The 22,429-nt window shown below is 71.0% G+C and carries 19 protein-coding genes; 11 read left to right on the plus strand and 8 right to left on the minus strand.

Annotation, left to right across the window (positions count from 1 at the left end):
- Positions 1 to 43 precede the first annotated feature (43 nt).
- Positions 44 to 970 carry an ABC transporter ATP-binding protein gene (locus BM339_RS31430; RefSeq protein WP_075023222.1) on the plus strand — a complete coding sequence of 309 codons (927 nt, stop codon included), beginning with the start codon at positions 44 to 46 and terminating at the stop codon, positions 968 to 970.
- Positions 967 to 2,619 (plus strand): ABC transporter permease, encoded by a 1,653-nt coding sequence (locus BM339_RS31435; RefSeq protein ID WP_075023223.1) that lies wholly within the window; start codon positions 967 to 969, stop codon positions 2,617 to 2,619. The genes BM339_RS31430 and BM339_RS31435 overlap by 4 nt, the downstream gene beginning before the upstream one ends.
- Positions 2,620 to 2,666: 47 nt before the next feature.
- Here BM339_RS31435 and BM339_RS31440 read toward each other — a convergent pair whose 3' ends face one another.
- From BM339_RS31440 to BM339_RS31470, 7 genes are all read right to left on the minus strand, one after another.
- Positions 2,667 to 3,626, minus strand: coding sequence for an NAD(P)H-dependent flavin oxidoreductase (locus BM339_RS31440; RefSeq protein WP_075023224.1), 960 nt, complete (start codon positions 3,624 to 3,626; stop codon positions 2,667 to 2,669).
- The gene (locus tag BM339_RS31445; protein ID WP_075023225.1) at positions 3,623 to 5,248 is read right to left on the minus strand and encodes a class I adenylate-forming enzyme family protein; all 1,626 of its coding nucleotides are present in this window, start codon (positions 5,246 to 5,248) and stop codon (positions 3,623 to 3,625) included. The genes BM339_RS31440 and BM339_RS31445 overlap by 4 nt, the downstream gene beginning before the upstream one ends.
- A gap of 5 nt (positions 5,249 to 5,253) precedes the next feature.
- Positions 5,254 to 6,042, minus strand: a complete 789-nt coding sequence (locus BM339_RS31450) for an enoyl-CoA hydratase/isomerase family protein (protein ID WP_075023226.1) — start codon at positions 6,040 to 6,042, stop codon at positions 5,254 to 5,256.
- Positions 6,039 to 7,244 (minus strand): CaiB/BaiF CoA transferase family protein, encoded by a 1,206-nt coding sequence (locus BM339_RS31455; RefSeq protein WP_024933969.1) that lies wholly within the window; start codon positions 7,242 to 7,244, stop codon positions 6,039 to 6,041. Before BM339_RS31455 ends, BM339_RS31450 begins: the two co-directional genes overlap by 4 nt.
- On the minus strand, positions 7,241 to 7,978 hold the full coding sequence (locus BM339_RS31460) for an enoyl-CoA hydratase/isomerase family protein (RefSeq protein WP_218163811.1): 738 nt from the start codon (positions 7,976 to 7,978) through the stop codon (positions 7,241 to 7,243). Before BM339_RS31460 ends, BM339_RS31455 begins: the two co-directional genes overlap by 4 nt.
- The gene (locus BM339_RS31465) at positions 7,962 to 8,915 is read right to left on the minus strand and encodes a hydroxymethylglutaryl-CoA lyase (RefSeq protein WP_075023228.1); all 954 of its coding nucleotides are present in this window, start codon (positions 8,913 to 8,915) and stop codon (positions 7,962 to 7,964) included. Before BM339_RS31465 ends, BM339_RS31460 begins: the two co-directional genes overlap by 17 nt.
- Positions 8,916 to 9,056: 141 nt before the next feature.
- Positions 9,057 to 9,557: a MarR family winged helix-turn-helix transcriptional regulator gene (locus tag BM339_RS31470; RefSeq protein ID WP_052357180.1), complete on the minus strand. Its 501-nt coding sequence runs from the start codon at positions 9,555 to 9,557 to the stop codon at positions 9,057 to 9,059.
- A 239-nt stretch (positions 9,558 to 9,796) separates the two neighbouring features.
- On the opposite strand from BM339_RS31470, the gene BM339_RS31475 reads away from it, so the two are divergent.
- The 9 genes from BM339_RS31475 to ald all read left to right on the plus strand — a co-directional run bounded on the left by BM339_RS31475 (position 9,797) and on the right by ald (position 20,616).
- Entirely contained in the window at positions 9,797 to 11,257 is a 1,461-nt protein-coding gene (locus BM339_RS31475) for an NAD-dependent succinate-semialdehyde dehydrogenase (RefSeq protein WP_075023229.1), read from the plus strand.
- Between the two features lie 14 nt (positions 11,258 to 11,271).
- Positions 11,272 to 12,588: an aminotransferase family protein gene (locus BM339_RS31480; protein WP_021593887.1), complete on the plus strand. Its 1,317-nt coding sequence runs from the start codon at positions 11,272 to 11,274 to the stop codon at positions 12,586 to 12,588.
- On the plus strand, positions 12,585 to 13,481 hold the full coding sequence (locus BM339_RS31485) for an ABC transporter permease (RefSeq protein WP_021593886.1): 897 nt from the start codon (positions 12,585 to 12,587) through the stop codon (positions 13,479 to 13,481). The genes BM339_RS31480 and BM339_RS31485 overlap by 4 nt, the downstream gene beginning before the upstream one ends.
- Positions 13,474 to 14,286: an ABC transporter permease gene (locus BM339_RS31490; protein WP_075023230.1), complete on the plus strand. Its 813-nt coding sequence runs from the start codon at positions 13,474 to 13,476 to the stop codon at positions 14,284 to 14,286. The genes BM339_RS31485 and BM339_RS31490 overlap by 8 nt, the downstream gene beginning before the upstream one ends.
- The gene (locus tag BM339_RS31495; RefSeq protein WP_083598191.1) at positions 14,283 to 15,365 is read left to right on the plus strand and encodes an ABC transporter ATP-binding protein; all 1,083 of its coding nucleotides are present in this window, start codon (positions 14,283 to 14,285) and stop codon (positions 15,363 to 15,365) included. Before BM339_RS31490 ends, BM339_RS31495 begins: the two co-directional genes overlap by 4 nt.
- A 70-nt stretch (positions 15,366 to 15,435) precedes the next feature.
- Positions 15,436 to 16,482, plus strand: coding sequence for an extracellular solute-binding protein (locus tag BM339_RS31500; RefSeq protein WP_075023231.1), 1,047 nt, complete (start codon positions 15,436 to 15,438; stop codon positions 16,480 to 16,482).
- Between the two features lie 4 nt (positions 16,483 to 16,486).
- Positions 16,487 to 17,440: an alpha/beta fold hydrolase gene (locus BM339_RS31505; RefSeq protein ID WP_177287831.1), complete on the plus strand. Its 954-nt coding sequence runs from the start codon at positions 16,487 to 16,489 to the stop codon at positions 17,438 to 17,440.
- A 162-nt stretch (positions 17,441 to 17,602) separates the two neighbouring features.
- A complete protein-coding gene (locus BM339_RS31510; RefSeq protein ID WP_075023232.1) occupies positions 17,603 to 19,378 on the plus strand; it encodes an amidohydrolase in 1,776 nt (591 codons plus the stop codon).
- Positions 19,379 to 19,494: 116 nt separating this feature from the next.
- Positions 19,495 to 20,616, plus strand: a complete 1,122-nt coding sequence (ald, locus tag BM339_RS31515; protein WP_075023233.1) for an alanine dehydrogenase — start codon at positions 19,495 to 19,497, stop codon at positions 20,614 to 20,616.
- Between the two features lie 59 nt (positions 20,617 to 20,675).
- Here the strand turns inward: ald and BM339_RS31520 are convergent, their stop codons facing one another.
- Entirely contained in the window at positions 20,676 to 22,094 is a 1,419-nt protein-coding gene (locus BM339_RS31520; RefSeq protein ID WP_075023234.1) for an endo-1,4-beta-xylanase, read from the minus strand.
- Between the last annotated feature and the right edge of the window lie 335 nt (positions 22,095 to 22,429).

Here is a 22,429-nt window from a genome sequence, read left to right on the forward strand (position 1 = left end):
CTCGGCCCCACCTTTCTTCATGCTTTTCAGCGAGGGCTGAACAATGACCCCTGCCATCGAGATCAACGACCTGCACAAGGCCTTCGGGAAAGTGAAGGCGCTGGACGGGCTCGACCTGTCCGTGCGGACCGGCCACGTCCACGGGTTCCTCGGGCCGAACGGCGCCGGGAAGTCCACCACGATCCGGATCCTGCTCGGGGTGCTGCGCGCCGACGCCGGACGGGCCCGGCTGCTCGGCGGCGATCCCTGGACCGACGCGGTCGCACTGCACCATCGCCTGGCCTACGTCCCTGGCGATGTGGAGCTGTGGCCCAACCTGACCGGCGGCGAGGCGATCGACCTGTTCGCCCGGCTGCGCGGCGGTGCCGACCGGACCCGCCGGGACGAGCTGTGCGAGCGGTTCGACCTGGACCCCACCAAGAAGGGCCGCACCTACTCCAAGGGCAACCGGCAGAAGGTCGCGCTGGTCTCGGCGCTGGCGAGCGACGTCGAGCTGCTGCTGCTCGACGAGCCGACCGCCGGGCTCGACCCGCTGATGGAGGCCGTCTTCCAGGAGTGCATCCGCGAGGCCCGCGACTCGGGGAGGACGGTCCTGCTGTCCAGCCACATCCTCGCGCAGGTGGAGGCCCTCGCCGACCGTGTCTCGATCGTCCGGCACGGCCGGATCGTGGAGACCGGCACGCTGACCGAGCTGCGGCACCTGACCCGCACCAGCGTCACCGCCACCACCGACCGGGACGCCCGCGCGCTCGCCGGCCTGCCCGGCGTCCACGACCTGCGCACCGAGGACGGCCAGCTCCGCTTCGACGTCGACGGCGATCACCTGGCGGCCGCCGTGCGCCGCCTCGGCGAACTGGACGTCCACACCCTCACCGCGCACCCGCCCACCCTGGAGCAGCTGCTGCTGCGGCACTACGGCGACGACCTCACCCGCACCGGCGACGGCGCGACCGCCGGGAGGACCTCATGACCGCGACGACCCTCCCCGCACCCGCCCGCGTCACCGCCGGGGGAGCGCTGGCGGGCACGGGCACGCTGCTGCGGTTCATGCTGCGCCGCGACCGCGTGCGGTTCCCCGCCTGGACGCTCGGCGTGGCGCTGCTCATGGGCTACTTCACCACCGCGCTGAACTCCGTCTACAGCACGACCGAGCAGCTGGAGTCGGTCAGCGAATTCTCGACCAGCCCCGCCGGGGCGATCTTCGGTGGACCCGCCTACGGCTACGACGCCATCACCCTCGAACGGTTCCTGTCGGGGCAGTACGGCCTGTACATCATGCTCGGCGCGGCGCTGATGGCCCTGCTGACCGTCACCCGGCACACTCGCGCCGAGGAACGCTCGGGGCGCGCCGAACTGGTCCGCGCGAACGTCGTCGGACGGTCCGCCCAGCTCACCGCCGCGCTCATCCTCACCGCGCTGATGAGCGCCGCCGTCGCCGTCCTGGTCACCGCCATCATGCTCGCCGCCGGGTACGCCGCCGCCGGGTCGGCCCTGTTCGGCGCGTCCGTCGGCGCCGTCGGACTGGTCTTCGGCGGCATCGCCGCGATCGCCGTGCAGATCTTCGCCTTCCCCCGCGCCGCCTCCGGGCTCACCGGCGCGGTCCTCGGCGCCGCGTTCGTCCTGCGCGGCATCGGCGACATGAGCGCCGTCCAGGACACCGGGCCCTCCTGGCTGTCGTGGCTGTCCCCGCTCGGCTGGTCACAGCAGACCGCGCCCTACGTGCTCGACCGATGGTGGCCGTTGGCCTTCTCACTGGCCTGCGCCGCCGCGACGGCCACCGCCGGGTACCGCCTGTCCGCCCGCCGCGACGTGGACGCGGGACTCGTCCCACCACGTCCGGGTTCGCCCCGCGCCGCCGCCTGGCTTCGCGACGCGCCCACGCTCGCCTTCCGCCTCCAGCGCGCCGGAATCGCCGGCTGGAGCATCGCGCTGCTGATCGCGGGCGTGGCCTACGGCGCGTTCGCCCAGCCGATGGCCGACGGCCTGGACGACGCCCCGGAAGACCTGATCGCCGTCATGGGCGGCAGCCGGGACCTCGTGGCCGGCTACCTCGGCACCATGGGCCTGACCATGGCGTTCGCGGTCACCGTGTTCGCCGTCCTGGCCGTGCAGGCGGTACGGGCCGAGGAGTCCGCCGGACGCACCGAACCCGTGCTGGCGACCGCCGTCAGCCGTACGGGGTGGCTCGGCGGCAACCTCGCCGTCACCGCGATCGCCGTCCCCTGGCTGCTGTTCCTCGCCGGCCTGGGCACCGGGGCCGCCGCGGCCATCGGCACCGGCGACGCCGCACTGCTATGGAAGACCACCCTCGGACACATCGCCCACGCACCGGCCGTGTGGCTGCTCCTCGCCGCCGCCGGGCTGCTGTACGGGGCACTGCCCCGTGCGCTGCCGATCGTCTGGGCGGCCCTCGGCTACGGCGTCGTCGCCGGATTGTTCGCCCCCGTCCTGGACCTGCCTGACGGCGCCGTCCGCATCTCACCGTTCGCGCACGTCGGCGAATACCCGCGCGAACACGTCAGCGCCGCCGCGGTCGGCGTCCTCATCCTCCTGACCGCCGCCCTCACCGCCCTCGCGCTGCGGACGTTCAACCGCCGCGACCTTAAGACAGGGGCGTGAGACCGCTTGAGGCCCGCCTCGCCAGGAGACGATGCGGTGATCGCCGGTCAGTCGTGTACTGCGGGGAGGGCTTCGTGGGCCTTGCGGTATTCGTTGGTCAGGCGGCGGACGATCTCGGCGGCCGGCAGCACCGTGTCGATCAGGCCCGCCGACTGGCCGGCCTCCACCTTCCCGAAGGCGGTGTCGCCCTCGGCCGCGGCCGTCCTGAGCGTCGCCTTGCCGAACTCGATGCGCCGTTGCTCCAGGTCGACCCCGGTGTTCTCCAGCTCGGCCATGCGCTCGGTGAACGCGTTCGCGAGGGTCCGGACGATGCCGAGGTCGCGGCCGACCGTGCGGGTGCCGGCGACGCTCGCCGCGAGGACGGCTTCCTTGTAGGCGCTGTGCACGGTCGCTTCCGAGCTGGCGAGGAACCGGGTGCCGAACTGGGCGGCTCCCGCGCCGAGTGCCAGGGCGGCCGCGAGGCCGGAGCCGTCCGCGAACCCGCCGGAGGCGATGACGGGAGTGTTCGGCGCCGCCTGCACGATGGCGCGGGTGATGACCAGGGTGGAGACGAGGTCGGGCGGCGGGTGCCCGCCCGCCTCCGCGCCCACGGCGACAAGGCCGTCGACGCCCGCGTCCACGGCCTTGGCCGCGTGCTCGACGCTCGCGACGACGTGCAGGCAGATCGTCCCGGTGCCGTCGAACCTCGGCAGATAGCGCCGCGGGCCGCCTTGCGAGGCGATGAGGACGGGGACGCGCTTTGCCGCCAGCAGGTCCATCACCTCGTCCGATCCCTTGCGGTTCAGCGGGAGGTTGACCGCGAACGGCGCGTCGGTGCCGGCCCGCACCTCGTCGATGGCGCGTTCCAGATACGGGATCCGCATCGGCCCCGCGGCGATGACGCCGAGACCGCCGGCCCGCGACACCGCGAGCGGCAGCGCGGCGTTCGACGAGGCCCACGACATGCCGGCCTGGACGATGGGGAGGTCCACGCCGAGCAGCCGTGTCACCGAGGTCTCGATCCTCATCGGACGGTCTCCGAGCGCAGCAGCCCGATCGCGTGCTCCGCGAGCCCCGACTTGCGCACCTTCGCGCTCGCGGTCATCCCGATCTCCTCGAACCCGTCGAGGATGTGCAGGTGCCGGGGGACCTTGAACCGGGCCAGCCTCCCGTTCACCCAGCTCAGAATCTCCGCGGCCTCGACGGGGCCGCCTTCGGTGAGGACCACGAACGCGAAGGGGACCTCGATCAGCCGCTCGTCCGGCACCGCGACGACGGCGGCCTGCCGCACCCGCGGGTGCCGGTGCAGGACGTCCTCGACCTCGGTGGGGGAGACGTTCTCGCCGCCGACCCGGATCACGTCCTTGGCCCGTCCGCAGAATTCCAGCCGGCCGTCGGTTCCGAGCCTGCCGAGGTCGCCCGTGGACAGCCATCCGTCCGGCGCGAGCGTCTCGGCCGTCTCCTCGGGCATGCCGAAGTAGCCGAGCATGACGTTCCAGCCGCGCACCTGGATCTCGCCGACCTCGCCGGGCGGGAGGTCCCCGCCGGTCTCGCGGTCCCGGATCCGGACCGTGACACCGGGCTGGGGAAGCATCCTGCCCGACACCCTGATCTCCCGGTCCTCCCACCATGCCGACTGCGCGACGTTCGGCGACGCCTCCGACAGCCCGTATCCCACGACCGTCTCCGCCGCGCCGAGTTCGTCGATGACCCGCTGGGCGATGGTGGGGGAGGCCGCGAGCCAGGCTCCGCGCAGTGCCAGCGTCCTCTGACCGAGGTCGGGGTGGCCGAGGAGCATGAGGGCGATGGTGTCGTTCCCGGAGAAGTGGGTGCACCGTTCGGTCTCCATGAGCCGCAGCGCCTCCCCGGGCTCGAACCGGTCCATGGTCACCAGCGTGGCCACGTGCTGGAGGCCGGCCAGGACCGAGAGCGTGCTGCCCGCGACATGGAAGAACGGCCGGACGCTGTGGAACCGGTCGCCGGTTCGCAGGCCCATGCGCAGACCCGAGAAGAACGCGTCGGCGCACATCCCGCGATGGGTGAGCAACACGCCCTTCGGGTACGCGGTCGTGCCCGACGTGTACTGGATGAGCAGCACGTCGTCCGGGGTGCATGACGGTTCGGTGGGCTCCGTGCCGTGCGCGAGGAAGTCGGACCACGATCGGCCGGCGGCCGGGACGTCCTCGCCGAAAACCACCACGGCCCGGAGATCGGGCATGCCGGGGTCCGGCAGCGTCGAGTCGACGGCGGGGCAGACGGCCCTCAGCATCGCGATGAAGTCGATCTTCAGGAAGCGGTCCGCGACGAAGAGCATGGACGCGCGGGACTGCCGCAACGCTTGGGCGAGCTCGCCGGCCTGGAAACGGGTGTTGACGGGGACGGTCACCGCGCCGAGCGACCCGATCGCCAGGAACAGGGTGATCCACTCCGGGCCGTTGCCGAGGCAGACCGCAATGTGGTCGCCGCGGCGGACCCCGGCGGCGGCGAGGGCCGAGCGCACACGGTCCACCTCGGCGGCGAGGGCCGCGTAGGTGCGGCGTCCGGAGGGGCTGACGACGGCTTCGAGATCGGGCCCGACGGCGGCGGCCCGGCGCAGCACGGCGTCGGTGGTTACCGGGCAGGCGTCGGCCGGATCGAAGTTCTTCCCCATGTGTCTCACCCTTCCTGCGCCCGGTCGGCGGAGCCCGTGAAGCGGCTGATCCCCTCGCGCCATGCCCCGTCGGCGAGGCTCCGCTCGATGGCGGCCATCTCGATGCGGATGCCGCGATCCAGATCGGTCTCCTCGCCCAGCTCGATCGCCTGTTTGGCCAGCTCGATCGCCAGAGCGGGGGCCTCGGCGATCGCGGCGCCGATGCGCGCCTCCTCGGCCGCCAGCTCGGACCGCTCGACGAGCCGGGTGACGAGGCCGACCCGGTAGGCCTCGCCCGCGGACATGACGCGGTCGGTGTAGAGCAGCTCCTTGGCGCGCCGCTTGCCGATCACACGCTGCAGCCGCTGCGTGGCGCCGACGGTGCCCCAGTGCGGCTCCGGCCACCGGAACGTGGCGGCGGTCGACGCGACGATGAAATCGCAGCTCATGGCGATCTCCCCGCCCGATCCGACGACGGCGCCGTCGACCAGCGCGACGACCGGCTTGCCGCACCGCTCGATGGCCTCGTACGCGGCGAAGGACGCCTGCCTGCGGCGGCGGACCCACCTCTCGTCCTTGCCGGCACGCTCCTTGAGGTCGGCTCCCGCGCAGAACACGGGTCCGTTGCCGCTGAGAAAGATCGTCCGGACGTCGGAGGCGCAGTCCAGCTCCTCGAACGTTCGCCGTAGCTCCAGGCACATGGCCATGTTGACCCCGTTACGAGCGTACGGGCGGTCGAGGACGACACGGGCGATCCCGTCGCGGACCTCGGTGCGCACCACCGGTTCGGGGCTCGCCGTCCCAGAGGTGGTCATCCCAATGCTCCCGCCCGTTCGAGTGCTTCGATGTCGGCCCGGCTGAGTCCGAGCTTCTCGCTGAGGACCGCCGCGGTGTCCGCCCCCAGCACCGGCGGGGTCCGGACCGGAACGGCGGCGAAGCCCTCGCCGCCGGGATCACGGAGCCGCAACGGGGTGCGCAACGCCGGGAACCGCCCTTCGACCGGATGGTGGAAATGTCCCACCAGCTCGCGTACGACCGTGTTCTCATCGGCCAGCGCCTCACGGACGGTGTTGACCTCCCCCGCGGGGATGCCGGCCGCGAGCAGCGCCGCGGCCAGCCAGGCCCGGTCACGCTTGGCGAAGGCGGCGCGCACCGCTTCGCCGACCCGCTCCCGCTGGGCCAGCCTGCCGGCGTTGGTCGCGAGCGCGTCGTCGTCCGCCAGGTCCGCCAGGTCGAGCACCGAGCACAGCGCCGGCCAATGCTGATCACTGCAGCTGATCTGGAGCCATGTCCCGTCGGCGCACTGGTACGCCTCCGACGGCACCCGCCCCGGATGCGCGGTACCGGGCCGGGACACGTCCTCGTCCAAGGCGAACAGCCTCGCGGCCGCGAGGGCGAGGAGGCTGATCTGCACGTCCATCATCGCCAGGTCGATGTGCCCGCCCTCACCCGTGGTCCCGCGCCGCAGCAGCCCGCCGAGGACGGCGGTGACGGCCCACAGCGCCGAGGTCATGTCGGCTATGGGGACTCCCGCCTTGGCCGGGGGGCCGCCGGGGTGGCCGGTGATCGAGGTGATGCCGGACAGGGCCTGGAAGATGGTGTCGTACCCCTTGCGCTGCGCGTTCGGCCCCGCCTGCCCGAAGCCGGTGTTCGACACGTAGACCAGGCCGGGGTTGTCGGCGGCCAGCCTCCGGTAGCCGAGGCCGAGGCGTTCCATGGTGCCCGGGAGGAAGTTCTCCACGAGCGCGTCGGCCTTGGCGACGAGCCTCCTCGCGGTCTCCTTGCCCGCTTCGGTCTTGAGGTCGAGCACGACCGAGCGCTTGCCCCGGTTGAAGGCGAAGAAGTACGCGCTCTCCCCGCTCTCCAGCCGGGGTTCCATCGCGCGCGCCTCGTCCCCCTGCCCGGGACGTTCGATCTTGATGACCTCGGCGCCGAGCTCGGCGAGGATCTGGGTGGCCATGGGGCCGGCCAGCACCCGGGAGAAGTCGACGACGGTGACACCGGTCAGGAGGTTCATCCTTCCTCCGGGAATGCGCGCATGATCGCGTTGACGTCGCGGCCCGCCTGCATCGCCTGGTCGGACGGCAGATCGGCGACCCGGTAGAAGAGGCCCTTGGCCGCCGCCATGGCTCGCGGGCTGGTCTCCGCCCACCCGGCGGCGATGTCCAGGCTCACCTTGAGGACGTCCTCCGGGGACGTCACGCGGTTGGCGACGCCCAGCGCTTCGAGTTCGGCGCCGCGGAGCATCCGCCCCGTGCTGATGAGCTCGAAGGCGAGCTTCCGCCCGAAATGACGCTGCAGCCCCGTCATCACGATGGCGGGGACGATGGAGTGCCGCAGTTCGGGATAGCCGAACGTCACATCGTCGGCGGCGACCATCATGTCGCAGGCGAGCGCCAGCCCGGCGCCGCCGCCGACGGCCGCGCCCCGGACCGCGGAGATGGTCGGCTTGCACATGGCCTGCGGCATGGCCTGGACTTGGGCGGTGAGCTCCGCCCTGTGCAGGACCGCCGCCTGGTCGGCCGGGGTGAGGCTGGAGAACTCGGCGAGGTCGGCGCCCGCGCAGAACGCCCGGCCGGCCCCGGTGAGCACGACGGCTCGGACGCCGTCGTCGGCCTCGGCCGCGCGCAGGGCGTCGAGCAGTTCCCGGGTGAGGGCCGTGTCGAGCGCGTTGAGCTTGTCCGGCCGGTTCAGCCGCAGCACACGGACGGCGCCGTGGTCCTCTACGAGCATGTCATGCCGTCTGGTCACGGCCGCTCCCTGTCCTCGTGATCGGTTCCCGGCCGGCGCGGGCGACGAAGCTGTGCAGCTGCCGGCCCAGCACGTCCTCGGACATGCGGGACGCGGCGGTGACCCGCTCGATGTCCAGCCCGGTGTCCACCCCCATCGCCTCGAAGAGGTGCACGAGGTCTTCCGTGGCGGCGTTGCCGGTCATCCCCTGCCCGTACCGGATCTGCGAGGGATGGCCGCCGATGCCGCCGAGCGCACTGTCGAAATGCCGGCAGCCCGCGTCCAGCGCGGCCACGCAGTTGGCCAGCGCGGTGCCCCGGGTGTTGTGGAAGTGGGCGACGGCCGGCACCTCGGGGAAGTCCTTCGCCAGCCTGCCGAGCAGGGCGGCCGCGGTCCGCGGAGTCGCCAGCCCCGTCGTGTCCCCGATGGTGACCAGGCCGGCGCCGAGTTCGGCGAACCGTTCGAAGTCGGCGACGACCCCGGCGGCGTCAACGGGGCCTTCGAAGGGGCAGCCGAACGCGACGGAGATGACGCCGACGATGGTGAACCGTCCGCGGGCCAGCCGTGCCATCTCGGTGACCCGCTCCCACTGGCCGTCCCGGCTGGTCCGGAGATTGCGCCGGGTGTGCGCCTCGGTGGCGGAGACGAGGAAGCTCAGCTCGTCGGCCCCGAACCCGGCATCGGCGTCCGCGAGTGCGCGCTGCACGGCCTTCGGGTTGGGGCACGTCGCCTTGTAGGCGACTCTGGGCCGGCGGGGCAGCCCGGCGAGGACCCGGCCGGCGTCGCGGAAGGCGGGCACATGGTCGGGGTGGCTGTAGCTGGTCGCTTCGATCCGCTGGAAGCCGGCGTCGGCGATGGCCTCGATGACCGCGAGCTTCTCTTTCGTGGATAGGAATGTCTCCTCGTGCTGGAGCCCGTCACGGGCGAAGCACTCGCAGATCGTCACTCGGTCTGCCACGTCTCGTGAACCCCCTGTCGCACCTGATGCGGCCAGCTTCGCAATCGGCTGTTGAGGAGTCAACATAGCTCGCTGTGTTGACAATCACAACATCATGATGTCGAGAGCGGCGGCTCTGGGTGAGCGGGCCCGGTCGGCGGTCTAGGCGCTCTCGGAGCGTTCGAGTGCGCGTGCGAGGGTCGCCAGCTTCTCCAGCGCGGAGTCCAGCGCGACGCGTTCTTCCGGGGTCAGGCACACCAGGAACGCGTCGTTGCGCTCGTTGGCCGCGGTGATCAGGCCCTCGTACAGCGTCTTGCCGCGCCGGGTGAGCGAGAGCTGGGTCGTCCGCCGCGGCCCCTGCTCCCTGAGGACGAAGCCGCGCTCGGTCAGCCCGCTGATCACTCGGCTCATCTGCGCCTTGTCGAGCGCGGCCATCCGGGCGAGGCGGTTGAGCGTCTGCGGCGCCGACTCGCCGAGCAGGGCGATCGCGCGCCACTCCCCGAGGCTGACGTCGAACTGCCTGCGGTACCGCAGCGTGGCGCTGCGGGACAGGGCGTTCGCGACGCGGCTCAGCCGGTAGGAGAGGAGTTCGGTGATGGGGAGGAGTCGTGTGCCCGTCCTGCCTGTGGCGTCGCCGATCACGGGGGGCGTTCCTGGGTTCATGCCCTCACTGTACCGACAACGCTCTTGTGTGGACGATCCTCGGCAAGACTTGTTGAGTTCGTTAACAGAAGTCGGTGTCCAAGGTATTTTTCCAGGTCAGCGCGTTGCCTTGGCCACGACAGATGGCGGTGGGCTGACGATTCGCATGGTGGAAGACCGGGATTGAGTGTTGACTCTATCAATATCCGCTGTGAGACTGTCCCCACTCGCCACGGTCATCCGTTCAGGAGGTTCCGGACATGCCGCCTTCGCCACCCGTCTCGGTCACACCCGAATCGCTGCTCATCGGCGGTCGGTGGCAGCTGGGGGCCGCGGGCTTCGATGTCGTCGACCCGGCGACCCTGGAGGTCATCGGCCGCGCCGCGGACGCGGGCACGGAGGAGGCGCCGGCCGCCCTGGACGCCGCCGAGGCCGCCGCCGGCGCCTGGCGCGCCACCGGTGCCGAGGAGCGCTCCGGCCTGCTCCGGGCGGGCGCCGCCGGCATCCGGGCGAAGGCCGACATGCTGGCCGCGCTGCTGACGGCCGAGAGCGGCAAGCCGCTCGCCGAGGCCCGGGGTGAGATCCTGGGCAGCGCGAGGATGCTCGAATGGGCGGCCGAGGAGGGACGCCGCGCGGACGGGCGCGTGACACCGTCCACCGCCACCGGCCCGGGGCTCGTCCTGCGCGCTCCGGTCGGTCCGGCCCTGGCGATCACACCCTGGAACTTCCCCGCGAGCATGCTCATCCGGAAGGTCGGGCTCGCGCTCGCCGCCGGGTGCCCGCTGATCGTCAAACCCGCCGAGCAGACGCCGCTGATCGGCGCGGAGCTCATCCGGATCGTCGACGCCGCGGGTCTGCCTCCGGGCGTGCTCCAGTGCCTGACCACCACCAGGCCCGCCGAGCTCGTCGGCGCGCTGCTGGCCGACCCCAGGCTGAACAAGGTCAGCTTCACCGGCTCCACCGAGGTCGGCCTGCATCTCGTCCGGTCCACGGGAAGCCGGCTCCGTCGCGTCTCGCTGGAGATGGGCGGTCATTCGCCCGCGATCGTCTACGACGACGCGGATCTCGAGTCGGCGGCGGCGGGCGTCGTCGCGACCAAGTACGCCTGCGCCGGCCAGAGCTGCATCTCCATCAACCGGCTCTACGTGCACCGCGGCGTGCAGGAGGAGTTCCTCGGACTGGTGCTGGACAAGGTCGCGCAGCTGAGGCTGGGGCACGGGGCGGACGCCCGCACGACGACCGGTCCCCTGATCGACTTCGCCGGCATCGAGAAGGTCGAGCGGCACGTCGCGGACGCCGTCGAGCGGGGAGCGTCGATCGCCGCCGGCGGGCACCGCTGGGAACCCGACGACTCCGCCCTCAAGGGCGCGTTCTTCGAGCCGACGGTGCTGACCGGGGCCGACGACACCATGCTGATCAGCTCGGAGGAGACCTTCGGGCCGGTGCTGCCCATGTACGTCTTCGACGATGAGGACGAGGTCGTCCAGCGGGCCAACAAGACCGACTACGGGCTCGCGGCCTACGTGTACTCGCAGGGCCTCACGCGCGTCTGGCGCACGGTCGACCAGCTGAACTTCGGGGTCATCGGCGTCAACGAGCCTTTCCCGGTGCGTCCCGAACTCCCCTTCGGCGGCATGAAGAACAGCGGCCAGGAACGGGAGGGCGGCAGCGAGGGCATCGATGCCTACCTCGAACCCAAGTCCGTGTCGGTGCGGCTGTAGGGAGGAGCGGAACCATGACCAAGAACGCCGCGCATGCGCAGGAGCTCGCCCAGGCGGACATGCGGTCGGTGATCCACCCGCATACCGTCATCGGCGCGCCCTTGGAACCGCTCGTCATCGACCGGGGCGACGGTGCCACGCTGTGGGACGTCACCGGCCGGACGTTCATCGACGGCACCGGTGGTCTCTGGCAGTGCCCGGTCGGGCACGGCCGCCGGGAACTGGCCTCCGTGGCCGCCGAGCAGATCGCGAAGCTGGAGTTCTACTCGTCGTTCGGGGACTACTCGAACGAGCCGTCCATCCGGCTCGCCGAGCGGCTCCTCCGGCTCGCCCCCGCGGGCATCGAGCGGGTGTTCTTCACCAACGGCGGATCGGAGGGCAACGAGACCGCCATCAAACTCGCGCGGCTGGCGCACCATCACGCCGGTCACCCGGAGCGGACCGTCATCCTCGCCCGGACGGGCGGGTATCACGGCATGGGCGCGGGATCCCTGTCCGCCACCGGGATGGACCGGCTGCGCGCCGGCTACGGTCCGCTCATGCCCGGGGTCGAGTACCTCGCCAAGCCCCACGGGCTGGAGCACGGCGCGAACGCGACCGACGTGCTCGTCGCCGAGCTGGAGAAGCGGATCGCGGCGATCGGCGCGGAGAACATCGCCGCGTTCGTCGGCGAGCCCGCGCTCGGCGTGGGCGGCATGGTGCCGCCGCCGGACGGCTACTGGGAGCGGGTCCAGGACGTGCTGCGCCGCCACGGCATCCTGCTCATCGTCGATGAGATCGTCACGGCGTTCGGCCGCACCGGTCACTGGTTCGCCGCCGAGCGGTACGGCATCGAGCCGGACATGATCGTCACCGCGAAGGGCATCACCAGCGGTTACATCCCCATGGGCGCCGTCCTGATCGGACGGCGGGTGCTGGAGCTCGCCGAGGGCGCCCCCTTCCTCCACGGCTTCACCTACAACGGCCATCCCGTGGGCTCGGCCGTCGCACTCGCCAACATCGACATCCTGGAGCGCGAGGGCCTGCTGGATCGCGCCACGAAGCTGGGGGAGCGGCTGCTGCGAGCGCTCAGGCCGCTCGAAGAGCTGAGCCACGTCCGCGAGGTCCGCGGGGTCGGGCTGATGCTGGGCGTCGAGCTCGACCGCGACGCCGCCCAGGTGCAGGCCGGTGCCCGTGCCGACGGGGTCATCGTGCGCGCCTCGGGCGCCAACATCGTGCTGTCACCTCCACTGGTGATCACCGAGGACCAGGTGGACACGCTGGCACGGGTGCTGATCAAGCACGTCACGGCCATCGCGGAAGCGCCGTCGGTCAAGGAGGCGCCGGCGTGAGCACCGCGACCGTGCCCGCGCGGCCGGCCGAGGTCTCCTCTCCGGCCGGGCGAACCGGGCGAAGGCGCCGGGGAGCGTCCTGGCTGCTGCTGCCGGTGACCGCGATCCTCCTCGTCTTCTTCTTCTACCCGCTGGCCTTCATCGTGTGGCGAAGCGTCAGCGAGCCGCAGCTCGGGCTGGACAACTACCTCGCTCTCCTCGACGACCGCGTGTCCCTCACCGTGCTGCTCCGCACGTTGCAGACCGGACTGATCGTCGGTCTCTGCACCCTGGTCATCGCCTATCCGTACGCATACGCGCTGACCAGGGTGGGGCCGAGGACGCGCGGCATCCTCCTGCTGCTGGTCCTGCTGCCGTTCTGGACCAGCGTGATGGCCCGCAACTTCGCCTGGTACCTGCTGGAGCAGCGCGGCGGAGTGATCGACAAGGCCTTCGCGGCGGTGGGGATCGACGGCGTGGTGCTGCTCGGGACGGTCACGGGGGTGACCGTGGCGATGGTCCAGGTGATGCTCCCGTTCATGGTGCTGCCGCTGTACAGCTCCATGAGCTCCATCGACCGGAGGCTGCTCGACGCCGCCGCCAGCCTCGGCGCGCCCAGGTGGGAGGCCTTCCGTAGCGTCTACATCCCGCTGTCGCTGCCGGGCGTGGTCTCGGGGTTCTCCCTGGTCTTCATCCTGACCCTCGGCTTCTACATCACTCCCTCGCTGCTCGGCTCGCCGCAGGAGGCGCTGATCTCCCAGGTGATCGAGACACGGGTCAGTGACCTGACCGACTTCGCCGGCGGCGGCGCCCTCGGGGGCGTCCTGCTCGTCGTCACGTTGCTCGTGCTGTTCGCGGTCTCCCGGATCGCCCGGCCCGCGGCGAGCCTGAGCGGGGCGGTGGACCGTGCGTAGCCCCCGTTCCGAGCACGGGCTCGGCTGGACGCTGCGGATCTGGGTGGCCGGCGTCGCCGTGCTCCTCCTCGGCCCGACGCTCGTGGTCATCCCGATGAGCTTCAGTGCCGGAGAGACCTTCCGGTTCCCGCCCGAGGACTGGTCGCTGCGCTGGTACGCCAGCTTCTTCTCCTCGCCCGAATGGGTCGGCTCGCTGCTGACGTCGATCCAGGTGGCCCTGCTGGTCGCGGTGGTCGCCACGGTCATCGGCGTCGCCGCCGCGTTCGGCTTCGACCGGACCCTCTGGCGCGGCCGCGGCATGATGCGCTCGATGGCGATGGCGCCGATGATCGTGCCCGGCATCGTGACGGCGATCGCCATCTACGGCGTCTTCCTCCAGTGGCGGCTCAACGGGACGGTGCCGGGCTTCGTCCTCGCGCACACCGTGCTCGCCGTCCCCTTCGTCGTCACCACCGTCGGCACCAGCCTCGCCGGATACGACAGGACCGTGGAGACCGCCTCGGCCAGCCTGGGGGCGAGCCGGATGACCACGTTCTTCCGCGTCACCCTGCCGCTGGTGCTGCCCGGCGTGGGGTCGGGGTTCGTGTTCGCGTTCGTCACCTCGCTCGACGAGGTCGTGGTCGCGCTGTTCCTGCAGACGCCCGACATCCGGACCCTGCCGGTGCAGATGTACGACTCGGTCACCCTCGAGATCGACCCCACGATCGGCGCCGCGGCGAGCCTCATCGTCGTCGCGACCACACTCGTCCTGCTCGTCCCCCTGCTGGTCCGCCGACAGCCTTCCGCGCACCGGAGCACGTCATGAACCAACCGCGCACGTCCCGCAGCCATGAGATCGCCGTCAGCGGTGTCAGCAAGGTCTACCCGGGACAGGACCGGCCCGCCGTCGACGACGTGACGCTGAACATCGCCCCCGGCGAGTTCATGACCTTCCTCGGGCCGTCGGGGTCGGGCAAGACCACGATGCTCATGATGATCGCCGGCTTCACCTCGCTGTCCGAGGGATCGATCAGCATCGACGGGCGGGACGTGTCGAGGGTCAGACCGCACCGGCGCGACCTCGGCGTGGTCTTCCAGCAGTACGCCTTGTTCCCCCACATGAGCGTCCGGCGCAACATCGCCTACCCCCTGCAGCAGCGGAAGATGCCCAAGGGCGAGATCGCCGCCAAGGTCGAGCAGGTACTCGAACTGGTCCGCCTTGAGGCGTACGCCGACCGCCTGCCGAGGCAGCTGTCCGGAGGGCAGCAGCAGCGGGTGGCGCTCGCCCGGGCCGTCGTGTACCAGCCGCGCGCCCTGCTCCTGGACGAGCCGCTCGGCGCGCTCGACAAGAAGCTGCGCGACCAGTTGCAGGGCGAGATCGCCCGCATGCACCGGGAACTCGGCATGACGTTCATCTTCGTGACCCACGACCAGCACGAGGCCCTCACCCTCTCCGACCACATCGCGGTCTTCAACGAGGGAAAGATCGAGCAGGTGGGCACCCCCACCGAGCTCTACGAGCGCCCGAGCACCCTGTTCGTCGCGCAGTTCCTCGGCGAGTCCAACACCTTCCCCGGGCGGGACGGCGACACGATCGTGGTGCGCCCGGAGCGGATGGCGCTGCACGCGGGCGGCGACACCGTCCCGGCGGGGCACCGGCGGCACGAGGCGGTCATCACCGAGGTCCGCTACGCGGGAAGCCACCACCGGGTCGGCCTGCGGTTCGCGGACGGCACGCACGGATCGGCGATGGTGCTCGCCGGGAGCGGGGCGCCGGTCGCCCCGGGCGACTCCGTCGTGGCCGGCTGGCATCCGGATGATCAGGCCGTCGTCCCAGGACAGCGGCACCGCGCCGGTCAGGAGACGGCCACCGAGTCCGTGGTAGGAGCGGTCGCCGACGGTTGACCACGCGTCGGCCCTCTCCGCCCCCCGCCTCACTTCAGGAAATCCTTCAGCATCAAAGGGGAAAGCCGTCATGCGCAGAAACGGGCTCTGGCTGGCCGCGGTCGGCGGAGCGCTCGCAACCTTGCTCACCGCGTGCGGCACCGGCGGGGCCGGCGCCGGTAAGTCGCTGACGTTCGTCTCGTACGGGAAGGGCGCCTACCAGGACGGTCAGGAGAAGGGATTCCTGCGTCCCTTCGAGAAGTCGGCCGATGCAACGGTGAGGATCGACGGCCCGTCGGACAACGCCAAGCTTCGCGCCATGGTGGACGCCGGCAGGGTGACGTGGGACGTCATGGACACCGACGCGTTCCTGCCGCGCGAGTTCTGCGGCAAGCTCGTCGAGCCGATCGACGTCGGCGACCTGAAGGGCGCCTTCCCGCCGGGAACGCTGTCCGAGTGCGGGGTCCCGACCGCGTTCTTCGGGTTGCTGTTCATGTACAACGAGCGGACCTACGGCGACAAGCCGCCCACCAAGCTGGCCGACTTCTTCGACCGGAAGGCGTTCCCCGGGAAGCGCGTCGTCTTCGGCAAGGACCCGGCGATCGGCGTCCTGGAGGCGGCGCTGCTGGCCGACGGCATCCCGAAGGACCGCCTGTACCCGATGGACGTCGACCGCGCGCTGGGCGTGTACGACCGCGTCCGGTCCGACCTGACCTTCGCGCAGACCTACGGCCAGCAGCAGCAGCTCATGGTCGACGACCAGGCGGACCTGACGCTCGTCGTCAGCGCCCGCGCGTACTCGGTCCTGCAAGCCGGAGGCACCCAGTGGAAGCCGGTGTGGGACACCGTCCCGGTCAGCTGGGACGCGCTGGTGATCCCCAAGGGCAGCCCCAACAAGCAGCTGGGCGAGCAGCTGATCCGGTTCGCGTCCCAGCCGAAGCAGGCGGCGGCCTTCGCCCAGGTCTCCGGTGCGGGCCCGGCCAATGTCACGGCGGAACCCCAGCTGAACGATCTCCAGCAGCAGGTCAACGCGTTCGACAAGAAGCACGCCGACAAGCTGGTCTACAACGATGCCGACTGGTGGGCCAAGAACCACAGCGCGGTCGTGGATCGCTGGTCGAAATGGCAGATCGGCTGATCCCGTGACCACCTCCGAGAGACGTACCGTTCTCAAGGCCGCGCTCCTGGCGGCCACCGCGGCGGCACCGGCCGCCGTGCCGCTGATGGCGCGGCCCGCCGCGGCGGCGGGCCCCTCCCGGGATCCGCTGAAGCCCGAACCCGTGCCGGCACAAGTGCCGGTCACGGAGGGGTTCGTGGAAGTACCCGGCGGGAGGCTCTGGTACTGGGACACCGGCGGCGGCGGAACGCCCGTCGTCCTCCTGCACCCTGGCACGGGGAGCGACCTGGCCTGGCCATACCAGCAGCCCGTCCTGGCCCGTGACGGTCACCGGGTGGTCGCCTACTCGCGGCGCGGTCACCACCGGTCGTCGCCCGCGACACCGCAGGACCAGCCGGCCGTCGCCGACCTGCTCGCGCTGGCCGACCACCTCGAACTGGGCAGGTTCCATCTGGTCGGGGCGGCACTCGGCGGCTTCGTCGCCGCGGACTTCGCGGTCTCCCATCCCCGCCGGCTGCGCAGCCTCGCCCTGGTCAACAGCCAGATCGGGATCCAGGAGACCGAGTTCCGGGACGCGCTCAGGCGGCTGCAGCCGCCGGGAGCCGACGCGCTGCCGCATTCCTTCCGGGAACTGGGGCCGTCCTACCGCGCGGCCAACCCGCAAGGCGTGCACGAGTGGGAGGAGATCGTGGAACTCTCGCGGCCCGGGCCGGCGAGTCCGTTCCCGAAGCTGACCAACCGGATCACCTGGGACGTTCTGCGGACCATGCGTACCAGGACCCTGCTCACCATGGGCGACGCCGACCTGTACATTCCCCCTTCGCTCGGCAGGACGGTGCTGGAGCACCTGCCCAACGCCTCCTCACTGACCTTCGCCGAAGTCGGTCACAGCCCTCAGTGGGAACGACCGAGCGTCTTCAATCGCAAGCTCCTGCAGTTCCTCCGAGGTGCCAGATTCACGGACGGCACCCTGGTCTAGCCAACGGCTGACCTACCCCGATCCCCAGCACAGAGGGGCCCCGATCCGGGGCCTCCGACTCCCCATGCCCCCAAGGAGGAATTCGGCATGAATCCGGAGATGAACCGTCGTCAGGTTTTGGGTGGGGCCGCCGCTGTGGCGGCCGGTACGACAATGGCGGGGGTGCTGCCGGCGGGGGCGGCGCACGCGTCCCCGTCCCGGGGCCCCGCGGATCTGATCATTCACAACGGCCGCGTGCTGCTGCTGGACGAGCACTTCCGCAAGGCGCAGGCCGTCGCCATCCGGGGCGGCCGGATCCTGGCCGTCGGCAGCGAGCGGGAGATCGACCGGTTCAAGGGCCGCAGGACCGAACTGCTGGACGCGGGCGGAGGCACGGTCCTGCCGGGCATCAACGACTCCCACAACCACGTCGCCTCGCTCGGCCTCAGTGTCCCGCCCTACAACCTCGGCGTGGACACGGCGACGATCGAGGAGCTGGTCGCGGTGATCCGCACGGCGGCGGAGGAGGCGCCGTCCTCCGACTCGTGGATCCGCGGCCGGGGATGGCAGGAGCTCCGGCTGCCGCGGGCGCCGGTCGCCGCCGACATCGATCCGGTCTCGGGAGACCACCCGGTGGTCCTCAACGACTTCTCGGGGCACGCGGTGTCGGTGAACTCGGTGGTGATGCGGCTGGCCGGCATCACCCGTGACACCGTCCCGCCGACCGGCGGCGTCATCGACAAGGACGCGAACGGCGAGCCCACGGGCGTGTTCCGCGAGACCGCGCAGGGTCTGGTGACCCGCGTCGTGCCAGGTTTCAGCCGGGAAGAGCGCTCACAGGCGATCGACGCCGCCGTGAGCCTCCTCCACACCATGGGCGTCACCAGCGCCACCGAGCCGGGTTCGGCCCCCTTGGACATCTACGCGGAGAAGGAGCGTGCGGATGCGTTGCGCATGCGCATCACCGTGCTTCTGCGGGGCGGCAACTCACCGCAGTCGATGCGCGAGGCGATCGAATCGTACGAGCCGCTGGAGGGCGTCGACCCCCGGATGCTGAACGTGGTCGGCGTCAAGGTGTTCGCCGACGGCATCCCCAGGTTCAGGACGGCCTGGATGAACGAGCCCTACCTGGACGGGTCCCGGGGCAGCATGACCATCGCGGGCGCGTCGCCGGACGAGCAGGTCGCGAACCTGCACGAGATGATCAAGCTCGCCGCGGACGCCGGGCTCCAGGTCGGCACGCACTCGTGCGGCGACGCGACGACCGACGCGACCGTCGCCGGATATGTCAAGGCGGCGGGGCGCGACTGGCGCCGGAAGGACCTGCGCAACTACGTGATCCACTGCAACTTCCCGTCGGCGCGGACGCTGCGGACCATGGCGCGCAACGGGATCGGCGCGAACATGAACGCCGAGATCCTGTACCTGCAGGGGCGGGTGCTCGAACAGATCATCGGAGCCGAGCTGACCGAGTACCAGTGGCCGTACCGCAGCGCGCTGGGGGCCGGGGTGCGGGTGACCACCGGGTCGGACGCGCCGGTCGTGGCGTTCCACTGGCTGCAGGGCGTGATGTCGGCGCAGCTCCGCGAAGGGGCGGACGGCAGCGTCGCGGGCACGGCGGAGCGCATCAGCGCGCCGCAGGCGCTGGCGACCTACACCCGCACCGGCGCGTGGCAGGATCACGCCGAGAAGTGGAAGGGCACGCTGGAACGCGGCATGGCCGCCGACGTCTGCGTCGTCGACGGCGACGTGCTGACCCGGGACCCGCACGAGCTCATCGACATGAAGGTGGCCGCCACGGTCGTCGACGGCAAGGTCGTCTACGAGCGGGGAGACGGCGCCAAGGCCAAGACGGCCGCCGCGGCCTTCGCCCGCGCCGGTCTAGGCAAGCCGGGCCACACCTGCACGGACCCCGGCCGATGCTGCTGCCAGGTCGCCGACGAGATCAGCCGCGACTAGCCGCTCGCCCGGGGGGAGGCGCCGAACGCGCCTTCCCCCGGGCGACCGGTCCCCGAACGGCACGGCAGGCACGGCCGTGCGCAGTCGCGTGCCGCCCACAACTGGAAGGGCATTGAATGAGAATCGGTGTTCCGCGGGAACTGAAGAACAACGAGTACCGCGTCGCCGTCACCCCGGCCGGTGTGCACACCCTCACAGCCCATGGCCACGAGGTCGTCATCGAGCACTCCGCCGGCGCCGGTTCCTCGATCACCGACGAGGACTTCGTCGCGGCCGGCGCCGAGATCCTCGCTCACGCCGACGACGTGTGGGGCGAGAGCGACCTCGTCCTCAAGGTGAAGGAGCCCGTCCCGATCGAGTACCCGCGGCTGCGGCCCGGCCAGATCCTCTTCACCTACCTCCACCTGGCCGCGTCCCGGGAATGCACCGAGGCGCTGCTGGAGAGGAAGGTCACCGCCATCGCCTACGAGACCGTGAAGACCGCCACGGGCTCGCTGCCGCTGCTGGCCCCGATGAGCGAGGTCGCCGGCCGCCTCGCCCCCCAGGTGGGCGCCTACCATCTCATGTCCTCCGCCGGTGGCCGCGGGGTCCTGCCCGGCGGTGTCCCCGGTACACCCGCCGCCCGGGTCGTGGTGATCGGCGCAGGGGTCTCCGGGATGAACGCCACCGCCATCGCCGTGGGGATGGGCGCCGACGTCACCCTGCTGGACGTCGACATCGACAGGCTCCGCGCCGCCGACGCGCTGTACCAGGGGCGGGTCCGCACCGTGGTCTCCACCGCCTATCGGATCGAGCAGGCGGTGCTCGACGCGGACCTGGTCATCGGCGCGGTCCTCGTCCCCGGTGCGCAGGCCCCCACACTCGTCTCCACCGACCTCGTGGCCCGGATGAGGCCGGGCGCCGTCCTGGTCGACATCGCCATCGATCAGGGCGGCTGCTTCGCCGACTCGCAACCGACCACCCACGCAGAGCCCACCTACCGCGTCCACGACACGGTCTTCTACTGCGTGGCCAACATGCCCGGCGCCGTGCCCGCTACTTCAACCCACGCCCTCACCGGCGTCACCCTGCCCTACATCGCGCGTATCGCCGATGAGGGCTGGGCAGGCGCTCTGCGCGCCGACCCAGCCCTTGCCCGCGGGCTCAACACCCACGCCGGTGACCTCATCGAACCCTCGGTCGCCGCGACTCACGGCCTCGACCACCGGGCGCTGCCCAGCGTCCTGGACACCGTCTGAGGCGAGCCCCGCGCCGGGCATCGCGGGTCTTCATCGATCCGCGCTCCGCGTGTGGCGGGTCAGGTGCGGGTCCAGCGCTGGTTGCCGCCGTTCCAGCAGGAGTAGAGCTGGATCGCGGAGCCGTTGGCGGTGCCGGCCGCGTCCAGGCAGAGGCCGGACTGGACGCCGACGACGGATCCGTCGGAGTTGAGGCGCCATTTCTGGTTGTCGCCGCCCCAGCAGCTGTAGATCTGGACCCTGGCGCCGTTGCCGGTGCCGGCGGCGTCCAGGCACTTGTCGCCGTAGACCCTGAGCTCGCTCGCGTCGGTGTAGGTCCACTGCTGGTTGGTGCCGCCGTGGCAGTCCCACAGCTGGACCTGGGTGCCGTCAGTGGTGCTGGCGTTGGGCACGTCCAGGCAACGGCCCGAGCCGTCACCCTTGATCGTTCCGGCGCCGTCAGGGGGCGTCGTCGTGCCGCCGTTGAGGGCGTTGAGGACCGCGGTGTAGGCGGCCTTCTTGTTGCCGTTGCCGTCGAACAGCAGCGGTGTCTGCTCCGAGCGCCAGGAGTCGGTGTCGCGCACGCCCCAGACGGTGATGCCGAGGCAGCGCGAGACGGCCAGGCAGTCGTTGGTCACGTTGGCGTAGGTCGTGGCCGACGCACCCTGGATGTCCAGCTCGGTGATGGCGACATCGACGCCGAGGGCGGCGAAGCTCTGCAGGGTGGTGCGGAAGTTCCCGTTGTAGGGGCTGCCGCTGTTGAAGTGGGACTGGAAGCCGACGCAGTCGATGGGCACGCCGCGCTGCTTGAAGTCGCGGACCATGGAGTACACGGCCTGCGTCTTGGCCCAGGTCCAGTTCTCGATGTTGTAGTCGTTGTAGCAGAGCTTGGCGGCCGGGTCGGCGGCGCGCGCGGTGCGGAAGGCGACCTCGATCCAGTCGTTGCCGGTGCGCTGCAGGTTGGAGTCGCGGCGGGCTCCCGAGCTGCCGTCGGCGAAGGCCTCGTTCACGACGTCCCACTGGACGATCTTGCCTGTGTAGTGGGCCATGACGCCGTTGATGTGGTCGATCATCGCCTGGCGCAGCGTGCCGCCCTCGAGGCTCTGCATCCAGCCGGGTTGCTGGGAGTGCCAGGCCAGGGTGTGGCCGCGTACCTGCTTGCCGTTCTGGACCGCCCAGTTGTAGACGCGGTCGCCGGCGCTGAAGTCGAACCGGCCCCGCTGGGGTTCGGTGGCGTCGATCTTCATCTCGTTCTCGGCGGTCACCGAGTTGAACTCGCGGTTCGCGATCGTGGTGTACACCGAGTCGTTGAGCTTGCCCGAGGCGATGGCGGTGCCGAAGTAGCGGCCGTTCTGCGCCGCCGCGGCGCCCAGGGTGCTCTCCGCGGCGGCCGCCGGAGACGGGGCCACCAGAGCCGCGGTCGCGAGCACCCCGAGGGCGCCTGCGAGGATGGCCCGCTTGCGGATCCTGATCCTGGACTTGGGTATGACGTTCGCACGCACGTCTGTTCCTCCGTGAATGGACGAGGGGTGGGGAAGCACGGGACACCGCCGTGCAACAGACGCCGCGCCCCATCACGGGAACGCACTCACCACCAGGGCGTCGCGGCCTCAGTGTGCGAGGCCTCGAAGATCTCGTCAATAGTTTTGAAAGTTTTCATCGCATACGAGGGCCGTATGTGCGTTCTAGCAGCAGGTCTATGCCCGAAACATTTTCGAAGTCCGCAGTCCTTGACGATGTCGCTCTGTCTCGTATTTACTCCGGGCCACCACCACCGCCCCCCGATCCCGATGGAGAGGAGGTCTCACCGGCCCGGGAAATGTTAGCGCTAACATTG

The sequence above is a fragment of the Actinomadura madurae genome, assembly GCF_900115095.1.
Classification (GTDB): Bacteria; Actinomycetota; Actinomycetes; order Streptosporangiales; family Streptosporangiaceae; genus Spirillospora; species Spirillospora madurae.

What these genes read in the sequence shown, in the direction of transcription:
- BM339_RS31430 (WP_075023222.1), top strand. Translation starts at nt 44, where the DNA reads ATGACCCCTGCCATCGAGATCAACGACCTGCACAAGGCCTTCGGGAAA.
- BM339_RS31435 (WP_075023223.1), top strand. Translation starts at nt 967, where the DNA reads ATGACCGCGACGACCCTCCCCGCACCCGCCCGCGTCACCGCCGGGGGA.
- BM339_RS31440 (WP_075023224.1), bottom strand. Translation starts at nt 3,626, where the DNA reads ATGAGGATCGAGACCTCGGTGACACGGCTGCTCGGCGTGGACCTCCCC.
- BM339_RS31445 (WP_075023225.1), bottom strand. Translation starts at nt 5,248, where the DNA reads ATGGGGAAGAACTTCGATCCGGCCGACGCCTGCCCGGTAACCACCGAC.
- BM339_RS31450 (WP_075023226.1), bottom strand. Translation starts at nt 6,042, where the DNA reads ATGACCACCTCTGGGACGGCGAGCCCCGAACCGGTGGTGCGCACCGAG.
- BM339_RS31455 (WP_024933969.1), bottom strand. Translation starts at nt 7,244, where the DNA reads ATGAACCTCCTGACCGGTGTCACCGTCGTCGACTTCTCCCGGGTGCTG.
- BM339_RS31470 (WP_052357180.1), bottom strand. Translation starts at nt 9,557, where the DNA reads ATGAACCCAGGAACGCCCCCCGTGATCGGCGACGCCACAGGCAGGACG.
- BM339_RS31475 (WP_075023229.1), top strand. Translation starts at nt 9,797, where the DNA reads ATGCCGCCTTCGCCACCCGTCTCGGTCACACCCGAATCGCTGCTCATC.
- BM339_RS31480 (WP_021593887.1), top strand. Translation starts at nt 11,272, where the DNA reads ATGACCAAGAACGCCGCGCATGCGCAGGAGCTCGCCCAGGCGGACATG.
- BM339_RS31495 (WP_083598191.1), top strand. Translation starts at nt 14,283, where the DNA reads ATGAACCAACCGCGCACGTCCCGCAGCCATGAGATCGCCGTCAGCGGT.
- BM339_RS31500 (WP_075023231.1), top strand. Translation starts at nt 15,436, where the DNA reads ATGCGCAGAAACGGGCTCTGGCTGGCCGCGGTCGGCGGAGCGCTCGCA.
- ald (WP_075023233.1), top strand. Translation starts at nt 19,495, where the DNA reads ATGAGAATCGGTGTTCCGCGGGAACTGAAGAACAACGAGTACCGCGTC.